Source organism: Microbacterium thalli, from assembly GCF_028737325.1.
GTDB lineage: Bacteria > Actinomycetota > Actinomycetes > Actinomycetales > Microbacteriaceae > Microbacterium > Microbacterium thalli.
Genome location: NZ_JAQZCH010000002.1, coordinates 646,847 through 660,831 on the forward strand (window position 1 = coordinate 646,847; position 13,985 = coordinate 660,831).

11 protein-coding genes are annotated in these 13,985 nt (G+C 70.4%); 4 read left to right on the forward strand and 7 right to left on the reverse strand.

Annotated features, from left to right (window positions below):
- Window positions 1–23: 23 nt before the first annotated feature.
- Window positions 24–2,093: a DNA gyrase/topoisomerase IV subunit B gene (locus PUW82_RS11020; RefSeq protein WP_274222327.1), complete on the reverse strand. Its 2,070-nt coding sequence runs from the start codon at window positions 2,091–2,093 to the stop codon at window positions 24–26.
- A 191-nt stretch (window positions 2,094–2,284) separates the two neighbouring features.
- On the opposite strand from PUW82_RS11020, the gene PUW82_RS11025 reads away from it, so the two are divergent.
- Entirely contained in the window at window positions 2,285–2,506 is a 222-nt protein-coding gene (locus PUW82_RS11025) for a DUF7455 domain-containing protein (protein ID WP_274222328.1), read from the forward strand.
- An 82-nt stretch (window positions 2,507–2,588) separates the two neighbouring features.
- Here PUW82_RS11025 and PUW82_RS11030 read toward each other — a convergent pair whose 3' ends face one another.
- From PUW82_RS11030 to PUW82_RS11050, 5 genes are all read right to left on the reverse strand, one after another.
- Complete coding sequence (locus PUW82_RS11030) at window positions 2,589–3,596, reverse strand: sugar-transfer associated ATP-grasp domain-containing protein (protein ID WP_274222329.1); 1,008 nt, start codon at window positions 3,594–3,596, stop codon at window positions 2,589–2,591.
- 43 nt (window positions 3,597–3,639) lie between these two features.
- A complete protein-coding gene (locus PUW82_RS11035) occupies window positions 3,640–4,662 on the reverse strand; it encodes a sugar-transfer associated ATP-grasp domain-containing protein (RefSeq protein ID WP_274222330.1) in 1,023 nt (340 codons plus the stop codon).
- A 1-nt stretch (window position 4,663) separates the two neighbouring features.
- Window positions 4,664–5,362: a coenzyme F420-0:L-glutamate ligase gene (locus PUW82_RS11040; protein WP_274222331.1), complete on the reverse strand. Its 699-nt coding sequence runs from the start codon at window positions 5,360–5,362 to the stop codon at window positions 4,664–4,666.
- Window positions 5,359–6,732, reverse strand: coding sequence for an RNA polymerase sigma factor (locus tag PUW82_RS11045; RefSeq protein WP_274222332.1), 1,374 nt, complete (start codon window positions 6,730–6,732; stop codon window positions 5,359–5,361). Before PUW82_RS11045 ends, PUW82_RS11040 begins: the two co-directional genes overlap by 4 nt.
- Before the next feature lie 221 nt (window positions 6,733–6,953).
- Entirely contained in the window at window positions 6,954–7,880 is a 927-nt protein-coding gene (locus tag PUW82_RS11050; RefSeq protein WP_274222333.1) for a proteasome assembly chaperone family protein, read from the reverse strand.
- Window positions 7,881–7,972: 92 nt separating this feature from the next.
- Here PUW82_RS11050 and PUW82_RS11055 point away from each other — a divergent pair, with 92 nt between their 5' ends.
- The 3 genes from PUW82_RS11055 (at window position 7,973) to sucB (ending at window position 12,607) form a co-directional block, all read left to right on the forward strand.
- Complete coding sequence (locus PUW82_RS11055; protein WP_274222334.1) at window positions 7,973–9,442, forward strand: leucyl aminopeptidase; 1,470 nt, start codon at window positions 7,973–7,975, stop codon at window positions 9,440–9,442.
- Entirely contained in the window at window positions 9,439–10,809 is a 1,371-nt protein-coding gene (gene lpdA / locus PUW82_RS11060) for a dihydrolipoyl dehydrogenase (RefSeq protein ID WP_274222335.1), read from the forward strand. Before PUW82_RS11055 ends, lpdA begins: the two co-directional genes overlap by 4 nt.
- Before the next feature lie 64 nt (window positions 10,810–10,873).
- Complete coding sequence (sucB, locus tag PUW82_RS11065) at window positions 10,874–12,607, forward strand: 2-oxoglutarate dehydrogenase, E2 component, dihydrolipoamide succinyltransferase (RefSeq protein WP_274222336.1); 1,734 nt, start codon at window positions 10,874–10,876, stop codon at window positions 12,605–12,607.
- A gap of 14 nt (window positions 12,608–12,621) precedes the next feature.
- Here sucB and PUW82_RS11070 read toward each other — a convergent pair whose 3' ends face one another.
- Window positions 12,622–13,977: a hypothetical protein gene (locus PUW82_RS11070; RefSeq protein WP_274222337.1), complete on the reverse strand. Its 1,356-nt coding sequence runs from the start codon at window positions 13,975–13,977 to the stop codon at window positions 12,622–12,624.
- Window positions 13,978–13,985 lie beyond the last annotated feature (8 nt).

Genomic DNA, 13,985 nt, shown 5'->3' on the forward strand with positions numbered 1-13,985 from the left:
TGCGCGTCAGGCCGACGTGCGCGTCAGGCGTCGATGGCCTCGCGCGACAGCCGGTCGCTCGAGGTGACGATGAAGTCCCGGCGCGGCGCGACCTCGTTGCCCATGAGCAGCTCGAACACCGCGTTGGCCGCATCGGCATCCTCGACGCGCACGCGGCGGAGCGTCCGACCCGCGCGATCCATTGTCGTGGTCGCCAGCTGGTCGGCGTCCATCTCGCCGAGACCCTTGTAACGCTGCACCGGCTCCTGCCACTTGCGCCCGGACTTCCGCAGCTTCGCCAGCAGGCCATGCAGCTCGGCCTCGGAGTAGGTGTAGATCGTCTCGTTCGGCTTCGAGCCGGGGTTGATCACGACGACGCGGTGCAGCGGCGGCACCGCCGCGAACACACGGCCCTCTTCGATGAGCGGCCGCATGTAGCGGAAGAAGAGCGTGAGCAGAAGGGTACGGATGTGCGCGCCGTCGACGTCGGCGTCGCTCATGAGGATGACCTTGCCGTAGCGCGCGGCATTGAGGTCGAACGAGCGTCCCGACCCGGCGCCGATCACCTGGATGATGGCGGCGCACTCGGCGTTCGAGAGCATGTCGCTGACCGAGGCCTTCTGCACGTTGAGGATCTTGCCCCGGATGGGCAGCAGCGCCTGGTACTCGCTGTTGCGCGCGTGCTTGGCGGTGCCGAGCGCCGAGTCGCCCTCGACGATGAACAGCTCGGATTCGGCGACATCGTTGGTCCGGCAGTCGGCCAGCTTCGCCGGCAGCGACGACGACTCGAGCGCGGTCTTGCGCCGCTGCGTCTCCTTGTGGGTGCGCGCCGAGATGCGCGCCTTCATCTCCGACACGACCTTCTCGAGCAGCTGCCCGGTCTGCGCCTTGTCGTCGCGCTTGGGCGAGGTGAAGCGCGCGGTCATCTCGCGGGTGACGACGTTCGCGACGATCTGACGCACGGCGGGCGTTCCCAGGATCTCCTTCGTCTGGCCCTCGAACTGCGGCTCGGGCACGCGCACCGTGAGGACGGCCGTGAGGCCGGCCAGGATGTCGTCCTTCTCGAGCTTGTCGTTGCCGACCTTCAGACGCCGTGCGTTCTGCTCGACCTGTCCGCGGATGACCTTCATCAGGCCCTGCTCGAAGCCCTGCTGGTGTGTGCCGCCCTTGGGCGTCGCGATGATGTTGACGAACGACCGGGTGACCGTCTCGTAGCTGGTCCCCCACCGCAGCGCGATGTCGACCTCGCACGAGCGCTCGACCTCGGTCGGCACCATCGCACCGTTCGCCTGCAGCACGGGGACCGTCTCGGTGAACGTGCCCGAGCCGGTCAGGCGCCAGGTGTCGGTGATCGGCGCGTCCGGGGCCAGGAACTCGGCGAACTCCGAGATGCCGCCGTCGTACCGGTACGTCGTCTCCACCCGCTCCTCGGCACGCTCGTCGGCGATGACGATCTCGAGGCCGGGGACGAGGAAGGCCGTCTGACGCGCCCGCTGCTCGAGCTCGTCGAGGTGGAAGGCGGCATCCTTCGTGAAGATCTGCCGGTCGGCCCAGTAGCGGATGCGCGTGCCCGTGGTTCCGCGCGGTGCCTTGCCCACGACGCGCAGCTCGGACGAGCGCTCGAACGGGGTGAAGCCGGAGTCGGGGGTATCGCCGGCGAACAGGCCGGGCTCACCGCGGTGGAACGACATCGCGTAGGTCTTGCCCGCGCGGTCGACCTCGACGTCGAGGCGCTCGGACAGCGCGTTCACGACGGACGCGCCGACGCCGTGCAGACCACCCGACGCGGCGTACGACCCGCCGCCGAACTTGCCGCCGGCGTGCAGCTTGGTGAAGACGACCTCGACGCCGGTCAGCCCGGTGCGCGGCTCGACGTCGACGGGGATGCCGCGGGCGCGGTCGCGCACCTCGACACTGCCGTCGGAGTGGAGAACGATGTCGATCCGCGATCCGTGTCCGCCCAACGCCTCGTCGACGGAGTTGTCGATGATCTCCCAGAGGCAGTGCATGAGGCCTCGGGAGTCGGTGGAGCCGATGTACATGCCCGGGCGCTTGCGGACGGCTTCGAGCCCCTCGAGCACCTGAAGATGATGGGCGGAATACTCAGCAGTCACGATCTCCAAGCGTATCCGTGGGCGCCGACACGGGACGCAGGACACACACGTCGGGGCCGGACCCGCCATGTGGCGGGCGGGAAGCGTACGCGTAGAGCGAAATGCGCGTCAAACGGGGCATACCCCCGGCTGCGCGTGGTTGTATCGAAGGCACTCAGTTGCACGACCCGATCGACCGAGGAGGCACCCCCATGACCACGTCTACCACCACAGAGAACACCGCCGTCCTCGAGCACCGTCTGACCGCGGCCGATCGCTGCGACTCGTGCGGCGCCCAGGCTTACATCGCGGCCGAGGTCAACGGCAGCGAGCTGCTCTTCTGCGCCCACCACGGTCGCAAGTACGAAGAGAAGCTCCGCGCCGTGGCCACGAGCTGGCACGACGAGACCGCACGGCTCGTCGCCGCCGGCTGACCGCCGCGCAACGACAGAGAAGCCCCGAGCTCGATGCTCGGGGCTTCTCTCGTGTGCGCTCCGCGTGCGGCGGCGCTGCGGGTCAGAAGCCGACCGCCGCCTGGTAGACCGGCAGCAGACCCGTGCGCACCCCGGAGGCCGAGGGCTTGGGCTGGAAGACACTCGAGTTGTGGTTGCCCTCGATCACGACGGGGCCGTTCGGGGTGATCGCGAGGTCCCACCCGACGTACGGCGCCTCGGGCGTCCGCTTGGCCAGCGCTTCGGTGAGGGCCAGGACCTGGTCGAACAGCGGAACGGTGAACCCGACGATCGGCGTTCCGGTCACGGGGTGCTCGCGGTACACGTTGGAGTTCTTGTCCACGCCGGGGTAGAGCGCGACGCCGTGCTCGTCGAGCATCGTGAACATGCCGCCCGAGGCGAAGTTGTCGATGACGTCGCCGTTGCCGATGCGCAGCACGCCGGCCAGGAGGCGTACCTGCCCCTCGGGGGTGAGGAAGGTGATCATGCGCACCGTGTTGACGCTGTCGGGGTACAGCGACGCCATCTCCGCATGCTGCACGATGAACTCGTCCACGATCGACTGCCCGGCGGCCGTGGCGTCGGCGCGGAACGCGGCGGCATCCGTCACGTTCTCGTGCAGGGTGATCCCGCCACCGCCGTGTCCGTCGAGAGGCTTGGCGAGCACCTTGGGGTGACGAGCGAGGAATGCGCCGAGCTCGGCGTCGTCGACGTCGCGCAGGTCGAGCGTCTCTCGGCCGAGGAGGTCGGCGTACTCGCGGGCGAACCGCCGCTTGTCCTCGAGCTTCGCCCGACCCTCGGGGGTGTTGTGCATGCGGGTGATGCGGAACGACTTCGGGTGCGTCATCCACGTGGCGCGCTCGCGCGCGTCGAGGAGTCGGATGTCCCACACCGCGTAGTCGCGGAATCCCATGTCGTACTTGACCGAGCACCAGAGCATGTCGGCGATGATGACGGGCAGCGGCGCTTTCGACACCTTCTGCACCTGACGGCCGAACTCGATCAGGTTGCCCACGCGCACGTTTCGAGCGCGGTCGAGGAGGTAGCCCAGTCGGACGCGTGATCGACCCATAGCTCGTTGTCTCCCGGGGTTGTGTCGGTGGCGTGCCGGGGCGTCAGAACCGCATCGCCGCGCGGTAGCGCGGCAGCAGCCCGTGACGGATGCCGGACACCGATGGCTTGGACTGGAACACGCCCGTGTTGTGGTTGCCCTCGATCACGACCGGGCGCTCCGGGGTGATGGCGATGTCCCAACCGATGTACGGCATCTCCCGCACGCGGCGCGCGAGGCGGTCGACGAGCTCGAGGATCTCGCTGTAGAGCGGAACCTGGTAGCCGGTGATCTCGACGCCCGTGATCGGGTGCGTCGCGAAGGGCCGTCCCTCTTCGTCGCTGGCGGGATGCAGCGCGCGCCCGGCCTCGTCGAGCATCGTGTACATGCCGCCGTTGGAGAAGTTGTCGATGACTCCCCCGTTGCCGACCTTCAGCACCGACGCCAGCACGTGGACGACATCGTCGGGGTCGCGGTACGTCACGACGCGCAGCGAATTGACGCTGCCCGGGTAGAGCCGCGCCATCTCGGGGTGCTGCACCAGCACCTCTTCGACGAGCGTCTCGCCCGACGCGAGCAGCTCAGCGCGCAACGCCGCGACGTCGTCGATCTCGCGGACGTGGCGCATCGTGATGCCGTTTCCGCCGACGCCACCGGGGTTCTTGGTGATGACCCGCTCGCGGCCGGCGAGGAATGCGCTCAGGGCCGCCTCGTCCGAGGCGGTCACGTCGAGCCATGCGCGCCCGAGGTCGTCGCCGAAGCGCCGGGCGAACTGCAGCTTGTCGTCGAAGACGCCGCGCACGGAATCGTCGTTGAGACGCCGCGAGAGGTGGAAGGACTTCGGGTCGGTCATGTAGGTCCGACGCTCGCGGCCCCGCAGGATGCGGAAATCCCATTCCGAGTAGTTCTCGAACGTCGTCTCGTACCGCACGGCGCACCAGGCCATGTCGAGCGCGACCCACCAGACCGGCGCCTTCGACAGCACGGCCGACTGACGGGCGAACTGCAGGACGCGCTCGCGGTCGAACGACACGACGCGGCGGACGAAGAAGCGGGCGCGGCGGTACAGCCGGTTCACAGCACCCACGTCAGACCTCGCGGATGACGCCGAGCGGCGTGGACTGGTGCCCTTGGCCGAGCGGATTGTCGCGCAGGATGCGGACGAGACGCTGCTCGCCGGCACGGTCGAGGGTCGATCCGAGGATGTTCCCGCCGATGTCGTTGATGTCCACGACGGCGACCTCGGCGACGCCGCCCAGGCGCGCCTTCGTGCGCGCGGCGACGCCGGACGGGTCGGTCGGACCCAGCACGACGGCCTTGTTGTACGGCGGGATCGTGCCCGAGGTCGGACCATCGATCGCGCGCGCCTTATCGCCGGCGATGCGGTAGAAGTCGCCGCGACGACCGATCACCTTCGTCACGGCGCTCACGGCGGCCGCGAAGAGGATGCGGGGCGTGCCGCACTCGCGCAGCGCCATCTCCATCGTCTCGGGCATGCCGAGGCCGATGCCGTACGGCGTGCGGGTGACGTACTTCGACAGGAAGCGCGCCAACGGGCGGACCTGGATCTCGTCGAGCGTGTACGAGCGGCCCTGCGTGATCGCGACGATCTTCTCGGTCACGAACAGGATGTCGCCCGCGGCAACGACCGGCTTGGCGTACTCGTCGATGACGGCATCCAGGTCATCGCCCGGCATCACGACGCGCGTGCGGATCGGGATCCGCGCGTACGAGGCGCCGTCGATGACGACCTCGAGCGCCTTCCCCTCGTTCGCGGCCCCGCTCACTCGAGGTAGTCCCGCAGCGACTGCGACCGCGAGGGGTGACGCAGCTTCGCCATCGTCTTCGACTCGATCTGACGGATGCGCTCACGCGTCACGCCGAAGGTGTCGCCGATCTGGTCGAGCGTCTTGGGCTGACCGTCGCCGAGACCGAAGCGCATGCGGATCACGCCCGCCTCGCGCTCGCTGAGCGAGTCGAGGAGCGACTCCAGCTGGCGCTGCAGCATCGTGAAGCCGACCGCGTCCGCCGGCACGACCGCCTCGGTGTCCTCGATGAGGTCGCCGAACTCGCTGTCGCCGTCCTCGCCGAGCGGCGTGTGCAGGGAGATGGGCTCGCGACCGTACTTCTGAACCTCGATGACCTTCTCGGGGGTCATGTCGAGCTCGCGGCTGAGCTCCTCGGGCGTGGGCTCGCGACCGAGGTCCTGCAGCATCTGACGCTGCACGCGCGCGAGCTTGTTGATGACCTCGACCATGTGCACCGGGATGCGGATGGTGCGGGCCTGGTCGGCCATGGCGCGGGTGATCGCCTGACGGATCCACCAGGTGGCGTACGTCGAGAACTTGAAGCCCTTGGTGTAGTCGAACTTCTCGACCGCGCGGATGAGACCGAGGTTGCCCTCCTGGATGAGGTCCAGGAACTGCATGCCGCGGCCGGTGTACCGCTTGGCGAGCGAGACGACGAGACGGAGGTTCGCCCCGAGGAGGTGGCTCTTGGCACGCTGGCCGTCGCGGGCCACCCACTGCAAGTCGAGACCGAGCTGGTTCGACTTCTCGGCGGCGGACATGTGCGACAGCTTCTCTTCGGCGAACAGGCCCGCCTCGATGCGCATCGCGAGCTCGACCTCTTCCGCCGCGTTCAGCAGCGGAACCTTGCCGATCTGCTTGAGGTAGTCCTTGACCGGGTCGGCGGTAGCGCCGGTGATCTGCGTCGAGTAGACCGGCACGTCTTCCTCGTCGCTCGTCGAGATGACGATCGCGCCGGTGGGCAGAGCCTCGGTGAACGCCGGCTTCTTCGGCTCGGCGTCCTCTTCGTCGTCCTCCGCCTTGGCGGCATCTGCGACGGGCGCCGCGGTGTCGTCGTCAGCGGCATCCACGGTCTCGAGCTCGACGTCCTCTTCGACGCCCTCCTCGTCCATTTCGTCCTCGGAGGCCTTCGCCTTGGCCTTCGACGCCTTCGCCGGTGCAGCCTTCTTGGCCGGAGCCTTCTTAGCGGGCGCCTTCGCCGCCGGAGCCTTCGCCGCCGTCTTCTTCGCGGGGGCCTTCGCGGAAGTGGTCTTCGCGGCGGTGGTCTTCGCGCCCGTGGCGGGCGCCTCATCGACGAGTTCGGTGTCCTCGCTCGCGCGGGTGCGTGTGGTCTTCGTGCCTGACGTCACGGTTAGCCTCTCACCGATGCGAATGCACCGGGTTCTCGGACACTAGTAAGACCCTTGTCAAGTCTCCGTACGACTCGAACGAACGAGGTGCACAGGATCGACAACGGGTCAGGTCCTTCATTGTCTCATATCTCGTGCGCTCTTCCTGCGCAAGCATTCATTGCTATGAGAACGCCGACCGGGCCCGCCGCATTCCCGCGGCGCATCGTCGACGGCAGGCGTCAGCCGAGACCGCGCTTGTCGTCGTCGCCGGGAGGGCGCGAGGCGAGGAACCGCTCGAGCTCGGCCGCGAGTTCGTCCGCGCTCGGAAGATCACCCGTATGGATGATGGGCTGCCCGAGCGCCGAGCCCGCCATGTACGAGTCGTAGCGCTCCTCCAGAGTGTGGATCATCGTGGTGAGCTCGTCGCTGCCCGTGACCTGGTCTTCGACCTTGTCGAGGTACTCGCGGTTCTCGGTGCGGAGGGTGTCGCTGTCGAAGACGAGCCCCGTCGCGACGCTGAGGCTGTCGAGTCCGGCGATCGCGGCCGCCGGGTACTCCGTCTCACCGAGGTAATGCGGCACGAGCAGGGCGAAGCCCGCCACCTGGGCATCGGCTTCGGCCAGTCGCATCTCGAGCAGGTGGCCGGCCGTCGCCGGGATCTGCGTCCGCGGCTGCCACACCGAGTGCGCAGCGGTGAGCTCGCCGCGGGTCCCACTGACGGTGGTGCCGATCGGACGCGTGTGCGGGACGGGCATCGGGATCGCGTGCACCCAGGTCGCCGTCGCCACCTGCATCCCCTCCGCCAGACCGACGACGGTCTCGGCGAAGGCCTCCCAGGCGAAGTCGGGCTCGTAGCCGGAAAGCAGCACGAAGGGCTGCCCGAGCGAGTCGTGCGCGAGCGAGAGCTCGAGGCGCGGCGTGCGGTAGTCGGTCAGGTGATCCTCGGCGAAGGTCACAACGGGCCGGCGTGCACGGTAGTCGAAGAGGACGTCGTTGTCGAAGGCGACGACCGTCGTGGGGTCGAGCTCGTTGCGGAAGTAGTCGATGATGCGTGACACCGCGCCACCGGCATCCGTGAATCCGGTGAGGGCGATGACGAGCGGCAGCCCCGTCGGGACGGGCGGGGACCCGGCGGCACGAGCGTAGAGCGGTCCGGACAGCGGCATGCCTCAACTCTACGAGGCCGGTCCGACGCCGGGCGCGGCCTGCGACTCGCTGACAGCGAACGCCCCGCGGGCGGCGAACCTAGGATGGAGGAATGCCGTTCCCCGAGATCGCGCACAGCAGCGCGCCCGTCACCGAATCCGATGCCGACGCCCTCGTGCTGGCGCTCCCGCCCCTCGGAGACACCGTGGCCGCCCCCGCCGAGTGGCCCGGCATCGGCGAGATGCTGCAGGCCGTCGGCTTCACCGGCGCGCGAGGCTCGGTGCACCGTGTGTTCCTGCCGGCGGTCGCCGCCGTTCCCGTGATCGTCGTGGGCACCGGCCCCGAACCCGACGCGAACGCCCTGCGCGACGCGGTCGGCGCGGCCGTGCGTATGACGACGGGCTTCGCCTCGCTCGCGGTCGCGGCCCCGTTCGCAGCGGCGGACGACTGGAGCGCCCTCGCCGAGGGCGCGGTCATCGGCGGCTACCGGTTCGCGGGTTATAAGCGTGAGGCGCCCAAGCCTCGCGCCGAACGCGTGACGATCCACACGGATGCCGCCGCCACCGCCGACGACGTCGCCGCCGTCACCGCGCTGGGCCGGGCGATCGCCCTCGTGAAGGACCTCGTCAGCATCCCGGCCGAATGGCTGTCGCCGGCCGACCTGGCCGAACGCGCCGTCGACGCCGTGGCCGGCCTACCGGTCGAGGTGGAGATCCTCGACGAGGCGGCGCTCGAGTCGCAGGGCTTCGGCGGCGTTCTCGGCGTCGGACAGGGCTCGGACCGCCCGCCCCGCGTGGTGCGGGTCGACTACGCCCCCGCCGACGCCGAGCGCCATGTCGCCCTCGTCGGCAAAGGCATCACCTTCGACACGGGCGGCCTGTCGCTCAAGCCGCCGGCGAGCATGGTGGGGATGAAGTACGACATGGCCGGGGCCGCCACGGTGCTCGGCGTCGTCCAGGCCGCCGCCGCACTGCACCTGCCTGTCCGGGTGTCGGCCTGGCTCTGCGTGGCCGACAACATGCCGTCCGGACGCGCGACGCGCCCGGGCGACGTCTTGCGCCTGCTCGACGGCACGACCGTCGAGGTGCTCAACACCGACGCCGAGGGGCGCCTGGTCCTCGCGGACGGGCTCGTCGCGGCGAGCCGGACGCAGCCCGACACCATCGTCGACGTCGCGACCCTGACGGGGGCCATCATCGTCGCCCTCGGCAACCGCCACACCGGCGTCATGGGCGAGGACGACGCCGTCGCCCGGTATCTGGCCGCGGCAGAGCGTGCCGGCGAGGCCGCGTGGCACCTTCCGCTGCCCGCGCACATGGAAGAGGAGCTCGACTCCCCCATCGCCGACCTCCAGAACGCGAAGATCGGCGATCCCGCCGGGGGGTCGCTTTTCGCGGGCCTGTTCCTGCGGCGCTTCGTCGGGCGGACGGGAGAGGATGCCGACGCTCCGCGCATCTCGTGGATCCACCTGGACATCGCCGGCTCGGGCACCACGAAGACCCCGTACGGGGCGACCGACAAGGGCCCGACGGCCGCGACGGTACGCTCCCTCATCGAGTTCCTCCGCGGGAGCGTCCGATGACCGATCACTCGTTCGACCTGGTCATCCTGGGCGGCGGCAGCGGCGGCTACGCCGCAGCCCTGCGGGCCGCCGAGCTGGGATCGTCGGTCGCGCTCGTCGAAAAGGACAAGCTGGGCGGCACGTGCCTGCACCGCGGCTGCATCCCGACGAAGGCGCTGCTGCATTCGGCCGAGGTCGCCGACAGCATCCGCGGATCAGCGCACGTCGGCGTCCGCTCCTCGTTCGAGGGCATCGACATCGCGGCGGTCCACGCCTACCGCGAAGGCATCGTCGCGAAGAAGCACAAGGGACTCGAGGGCCTCATCGCCGCCCGCAAGATCACCGTCGTGCGGGGTGCCGGCCGACTGCTCGACGACGGCTCGGTGGCCGTGGGCGATGACCGCTACCGCGGGAGGGACGTCGTGCTGGCCACCGGCTCGTCCAGTCGCCTGATCCCCGGTCTCGAGGTCGGCGAACGCATCCTGACGAGCGAACAGGCCCTGGCTCTGCCCGAGGTCCCCCGTCGCGCGGTCATCCTCGGCGGCGGCGTCATCGGCGTCGAGTTCGCCAGCATCTGGCGCTCGTTCGGCGCCGAGGTCACGATCGTCGAGGCGCTCGACCGTCTGCTGCCCACCGAGGACGCGGCCCTCAGCAAGGCCCTCGAGCGCGCCTTCCGCAAGCGCGGCATCACGGCCCGCACGGGAGTCCGCTTCGCGGGAGCCGAGTCGTCCGCGGGGGGCGTGACCGTCGCGCTCGAAGACGGATCGACCTTGGATGCCGATGTGCTTCTGGTCGCCGTCGGACGCGGCCCCGTCACCGCGGGCATCGGCCTCGAGGACGCCGGGGTCGAACTCGACCGCGGCTTCGTGCGCGTCGACGAGCGGCTGCGCACGACGCGCGCCGGCGTGTGGGCGGTGGGCGACATCGTCCCGGGCCTGCAGCTGGCCCATCGCAGCTTCCAGCAGGGCATCTTCGTCGCCGAGGAGATCGCCGGGCTGCGTCCGACGGTCGTGCCCGACAGCCTCGTCCCGCGCGTCACCTACAGCAGCCCCGAGGTCGCCTCGGTCGGGCTGACGGAGGAGCAGGCACGCGCCGCACACGGCGAGGCCGTCGTCGTGCGCGAATACAACTTGGCCGGCAACGGCAAGAGCGAGATCCTCGGAACCGCGGGTCTCGTGAAGGTCGTCCGCCGTCTGGACGGTCCGGTCGTCGGGGTGCACCTGGTCGGCGACCGCGTCGGCGAACTGATCACCGAGGGCCAGCTCGTCGTGGGTTGGGAAGCCCACCCCGAGGACATCGCACCATTCATCCACGCCCATCCGACTCAGAGCGAGGCTCTCGGAGAAGCATTCCTGGCGCTGGCGGGCAAACCGCTGCACGCGCTCTGACCGGTCGGCCGATGCGGATCAGTAAGCTAGACGGACATCGGCATTTCTTGAAGGAGACAGATTCATGAGCACTTCCGTGGTCCTCCCCGCGCTCGGAGAGAGCGTCACCGAGGGAACGGTCACCCGCTGGCTCAAGAAGGTCGGTGACACCATCCAGGAGGACGAGGGCCTGCTGGAGATCTCCACCGACAAGGTGGACACCGAGATCCCGTCGCCTGTGAGCGGCGTCATCGAAGAGATCCTGGTGCAGGAAGACGAGACCGTCGAGGTCGGCGCCGTCCTCGCCAAGATCGGCGACGGATCCGGCGCCCCCGCCAGCGACAGCCCCACCGAGCAGGCTCCGGCCGACGAGCCCGCCGCCCCCGCGCAGGAGGCTCCCGCCGCTGAGGCCGCTCCGCAGGAGCAGGCACCGGCCGCTCCCGCCGCTTCGGGCGACGCCAAGGACGTCGTGCTGCCCGAGCTGGGCGAGAGCGTGACCGAGGGCACCGTGACGCGCTGGCTCAAGCAGGTCGGCGACGATGTCGCGGTCGACGAGCCGCTCCTCGAGATCTCGACCGACAAGGTCGACACCGAGATCCCCGCCCCGTTCGCCGGCACGCTCGTCGAGATCCTCGTCCAGGAGGACGAGACCGTCGAGGTCGGATCGGCACTCGCGCGCATCGGTTCCGGCGCCCCCGCACCCGCCGCGGCTCCCGCCGAGCCCGCGCCCGCCGCAGAGGCCCCGGCCCCGCAGCAGGAGGCTCCCGCCCCGCAGCCGGCCGCGCCTGCTCCGCAGCAGGCTCCCGCCCCGCAGCAGGCCGCCCCGGCTCCGCAGCAGGCCGCGCCCGCCGCCCAGCCGTCGGCACCCGCCGCTGCATCCGCTCCGGCCGAGTCCGGCAACGACGGCGTCACCTACGTGACCCCGCTCGTGCGTCGCCTCGCCCAGCAGCAGGGCGTCGACCTCGCCTCGATCACCGGCACCGGCGTGGGCGGACGCATCCGCAAGGAAGACGTCCTGAAGGCGGCGGAGGCGGCATCGGCGGCCCCCGCGGCAGCGGCACCCGCCGCACCGGCCGCCGCTCCGGCTGCCGTCGAGGTCTCGGAGCTGCGCGGCACGCGCGCGCCGATGTCGCGTCTGCGCAAGGTCCTCGCCAAGCGCGCCGTCGAGTCGATGCAGCAGACCGCTCAGCTGACGACCGTCGTCGAGGTCGACGTGACCAAGCTGTCGGCGTTCCGCGACAAGGTCAAGGTCGAGTTCAACGAGAAGAGCGGCGCGAAGCTGTCGTTCCTGCCCTTCTTCGCGCTGGCCGCCGCCGAGGCGCTGCAGACCTTCCCGATCGTCAACTCGACCGTCGACGGTGAAGAGATCGTCTACCCGGCGACCGAGAACATCTCGATCGCCGTCGACACGGAGCGCGGCCTGCTGACGCCCGTCCTGCGGGATGCCGGTGCGAAGAACCTGGCGCAGATCGCCCAGGACATCGCCGACCTCGCCGCGCGCACCCGCGACAACAAGCTGAAGCCCGACGAGCTCGCCGGCGGCACGTTCACGATCACCAACACGGGTTCGCGCGGCGCACTGTTCGACACCCCGGTCGTGTTCCTCCCGCAGTCCGCGATCCTCGGCACCGGCATCGTCTACAAGCGCCCCGGCGTCGTGACGGTCGACGGCAAGGACGCGATCTCGGTGCGCTCGTACGTGTACCTGGCACTGTCGTACGACCACCGCACGATCGACGGAGCCGACGCGGCGCGCTTCCTCAGCACCATGAAGGCCCGCCTCGAGGGCGCGCAGTTCGAGGGCAACCTCGGCATCTGACCGGCTGACCCTCATCACGGCTGGTCCGCGACGTCATAGACGTCGCGGACCAGCCGTTTGTCGTCCCGGACGACCAAGACCACGATCTGCGACCGCCTCTCCCCCGTGGGATCGTCGACCCGCACCACCTCGACACCACCGAGATCGTCGAGCGGCACGACGTCGCGCCGCGCCTCCGCCGTCGCGATCCCCTCGGGCACGACGGCATCCGGGCGCTCCAGCAGCTCCATCCGACAGGCCGGATCGCTGTCGCGCCAGCACGCCGCGAGCGCCTCGACCGTCGCGGTGGCCGACATCCCCTCGCCCGCAGCCTCGGATGGCGGCGCGGCCTCTCCCGGAGGAGAGGGTTCTGTCGGCGGGGCTGTGCCGTCCGGCGGTGCGCTGGCGGGCGGCGATGAAGCTCCCCCCGTTCCCGGAAATGACTGCGCGGAGTCGGTCACGTCGTCCGCCGTCGGGGACCCGGAAGCACTCGCCGTCGGCGCCGACGCGGAAGGAGCCGTGGCCGCCTCGGTGGCATCCGACTGCGGCCACAGCAGACCGAGCGTGAGGGTCGCCGTCGCGACGACGCCCGCGACGACCATCATCCGTCGTCTCGCCGACGCGCCCGCTCCGGCGACCGGCCGAACCCGCGACGGGCCGAGAGCCCCGCGCACGGCGGCCCACGCGCCTGCAATGCGCTCGGCGAGGTCGGCGTCGACGAGGCGCTCGATCAGGGGTCGCACCGCCTCGCCGGTCGGCGTCCGTCGCTCCGGTGTCACTGCCGAGGCCCGGGTCCGGTCGTCCAGCGCCGCACGCACGAGTCGTTCTCCGAGCGGTTCGGGGATCGCCGACGCGAACAGCGCGTCCTCCGCTGCTGCGAGCTCCGTGGCGTCTCCGTCGCGGAGCGCGTCGACCGCCCGCTGCATGATCCCGGAACCGAGCGCTCCCGCGGGGATGCCCTCGAGCACGCGAATGCTCGCCTCGGTCGCGGCGGTGGTCCCGACCGGGACGACGACGGGCCGTCCGTCGTCGGCGAGCCACCATTCGCCCGTGTCCCACCCCGCCGCGTGCGCGGCCCGTGCACCGCGCAGCACGCTGACGGCGAGCGTAACCGCTTGACCGGGCGTCGGTGCATCCGCGTCATCGCCCGTGCGCACGCGGCCGACGAGCCGCGGCAGCACCAGCACCGTCGATCCGTCCACCCGGTCGAGGTCGACCGCAGCGAGAAGGTGACCGCCGGGCTGGGCCTCCCACACCGCCAGCGGAGCGTCGGCCGCGGCGACGCGGTACCGCACCTCGCCGCCGTTTTCGACCAGCTCCCCCTCGAAGGGCGCTTCGGGGGGACGGACGCGGCGGAGGGCGGGCGGCGCGGAGTCCGGGGCGAGGGTCATCCTCCGAG

Excerpts from the sequence above, each read along its gene's own strand:
- PUW82_RS11025 (WP_274222328.1), top strand. The coding sequence starts at position 2,285 with ATGACCACGTCTACCACCACAGAGAACACCGCCGTCCTCGAGCACCGT.
- PUW82_RS11030 (WP_274222329.1), bottom strand. The coding sequence starts at position 3,596 with ATGGGTCGATCACGCGTCCGACTGGGCTACCTCCTCGACCGCGCTCGA.
- PUW82_RS11050 (WP_274222333.1), bottom strand. The coding sequence starts at position 7,880 with ATGCCGCTGTCCGGACCGCTCTACGCTCGTGCCGCCGGGTCCCCGCCC.
- PUW82_RS11055 (WP_274222334.1), top strand. The coding sequence starts at position 7,973 with ATGCCGTTCCCCGAGATCGCGCACAGCAGCGCGCCCGTCACCGAATCC.
- lpdA (WP_274222335.1), top strand. The coding sequence starts at position 9,439 with ATGACCGATCACTCGTTCGACCTGGTCATCCTGGGCGGCGGCAGCGGC.
- sucB (WP_274222336.1), top strand. The coding sequence starts at position 10,874 with ATGAGCACTTCCGTGGTCCTCCCCGCGCTCGGAGAGAGCGTCACCGAG.
- PUW82_RS11070 (WP_274222337.1), bottom strand. The coding sequence starts at position 13,977 with ATGACCCTCGCCCCGGACTCCGCGCCGCCCGCCCTCCGCCGCGTCCGT.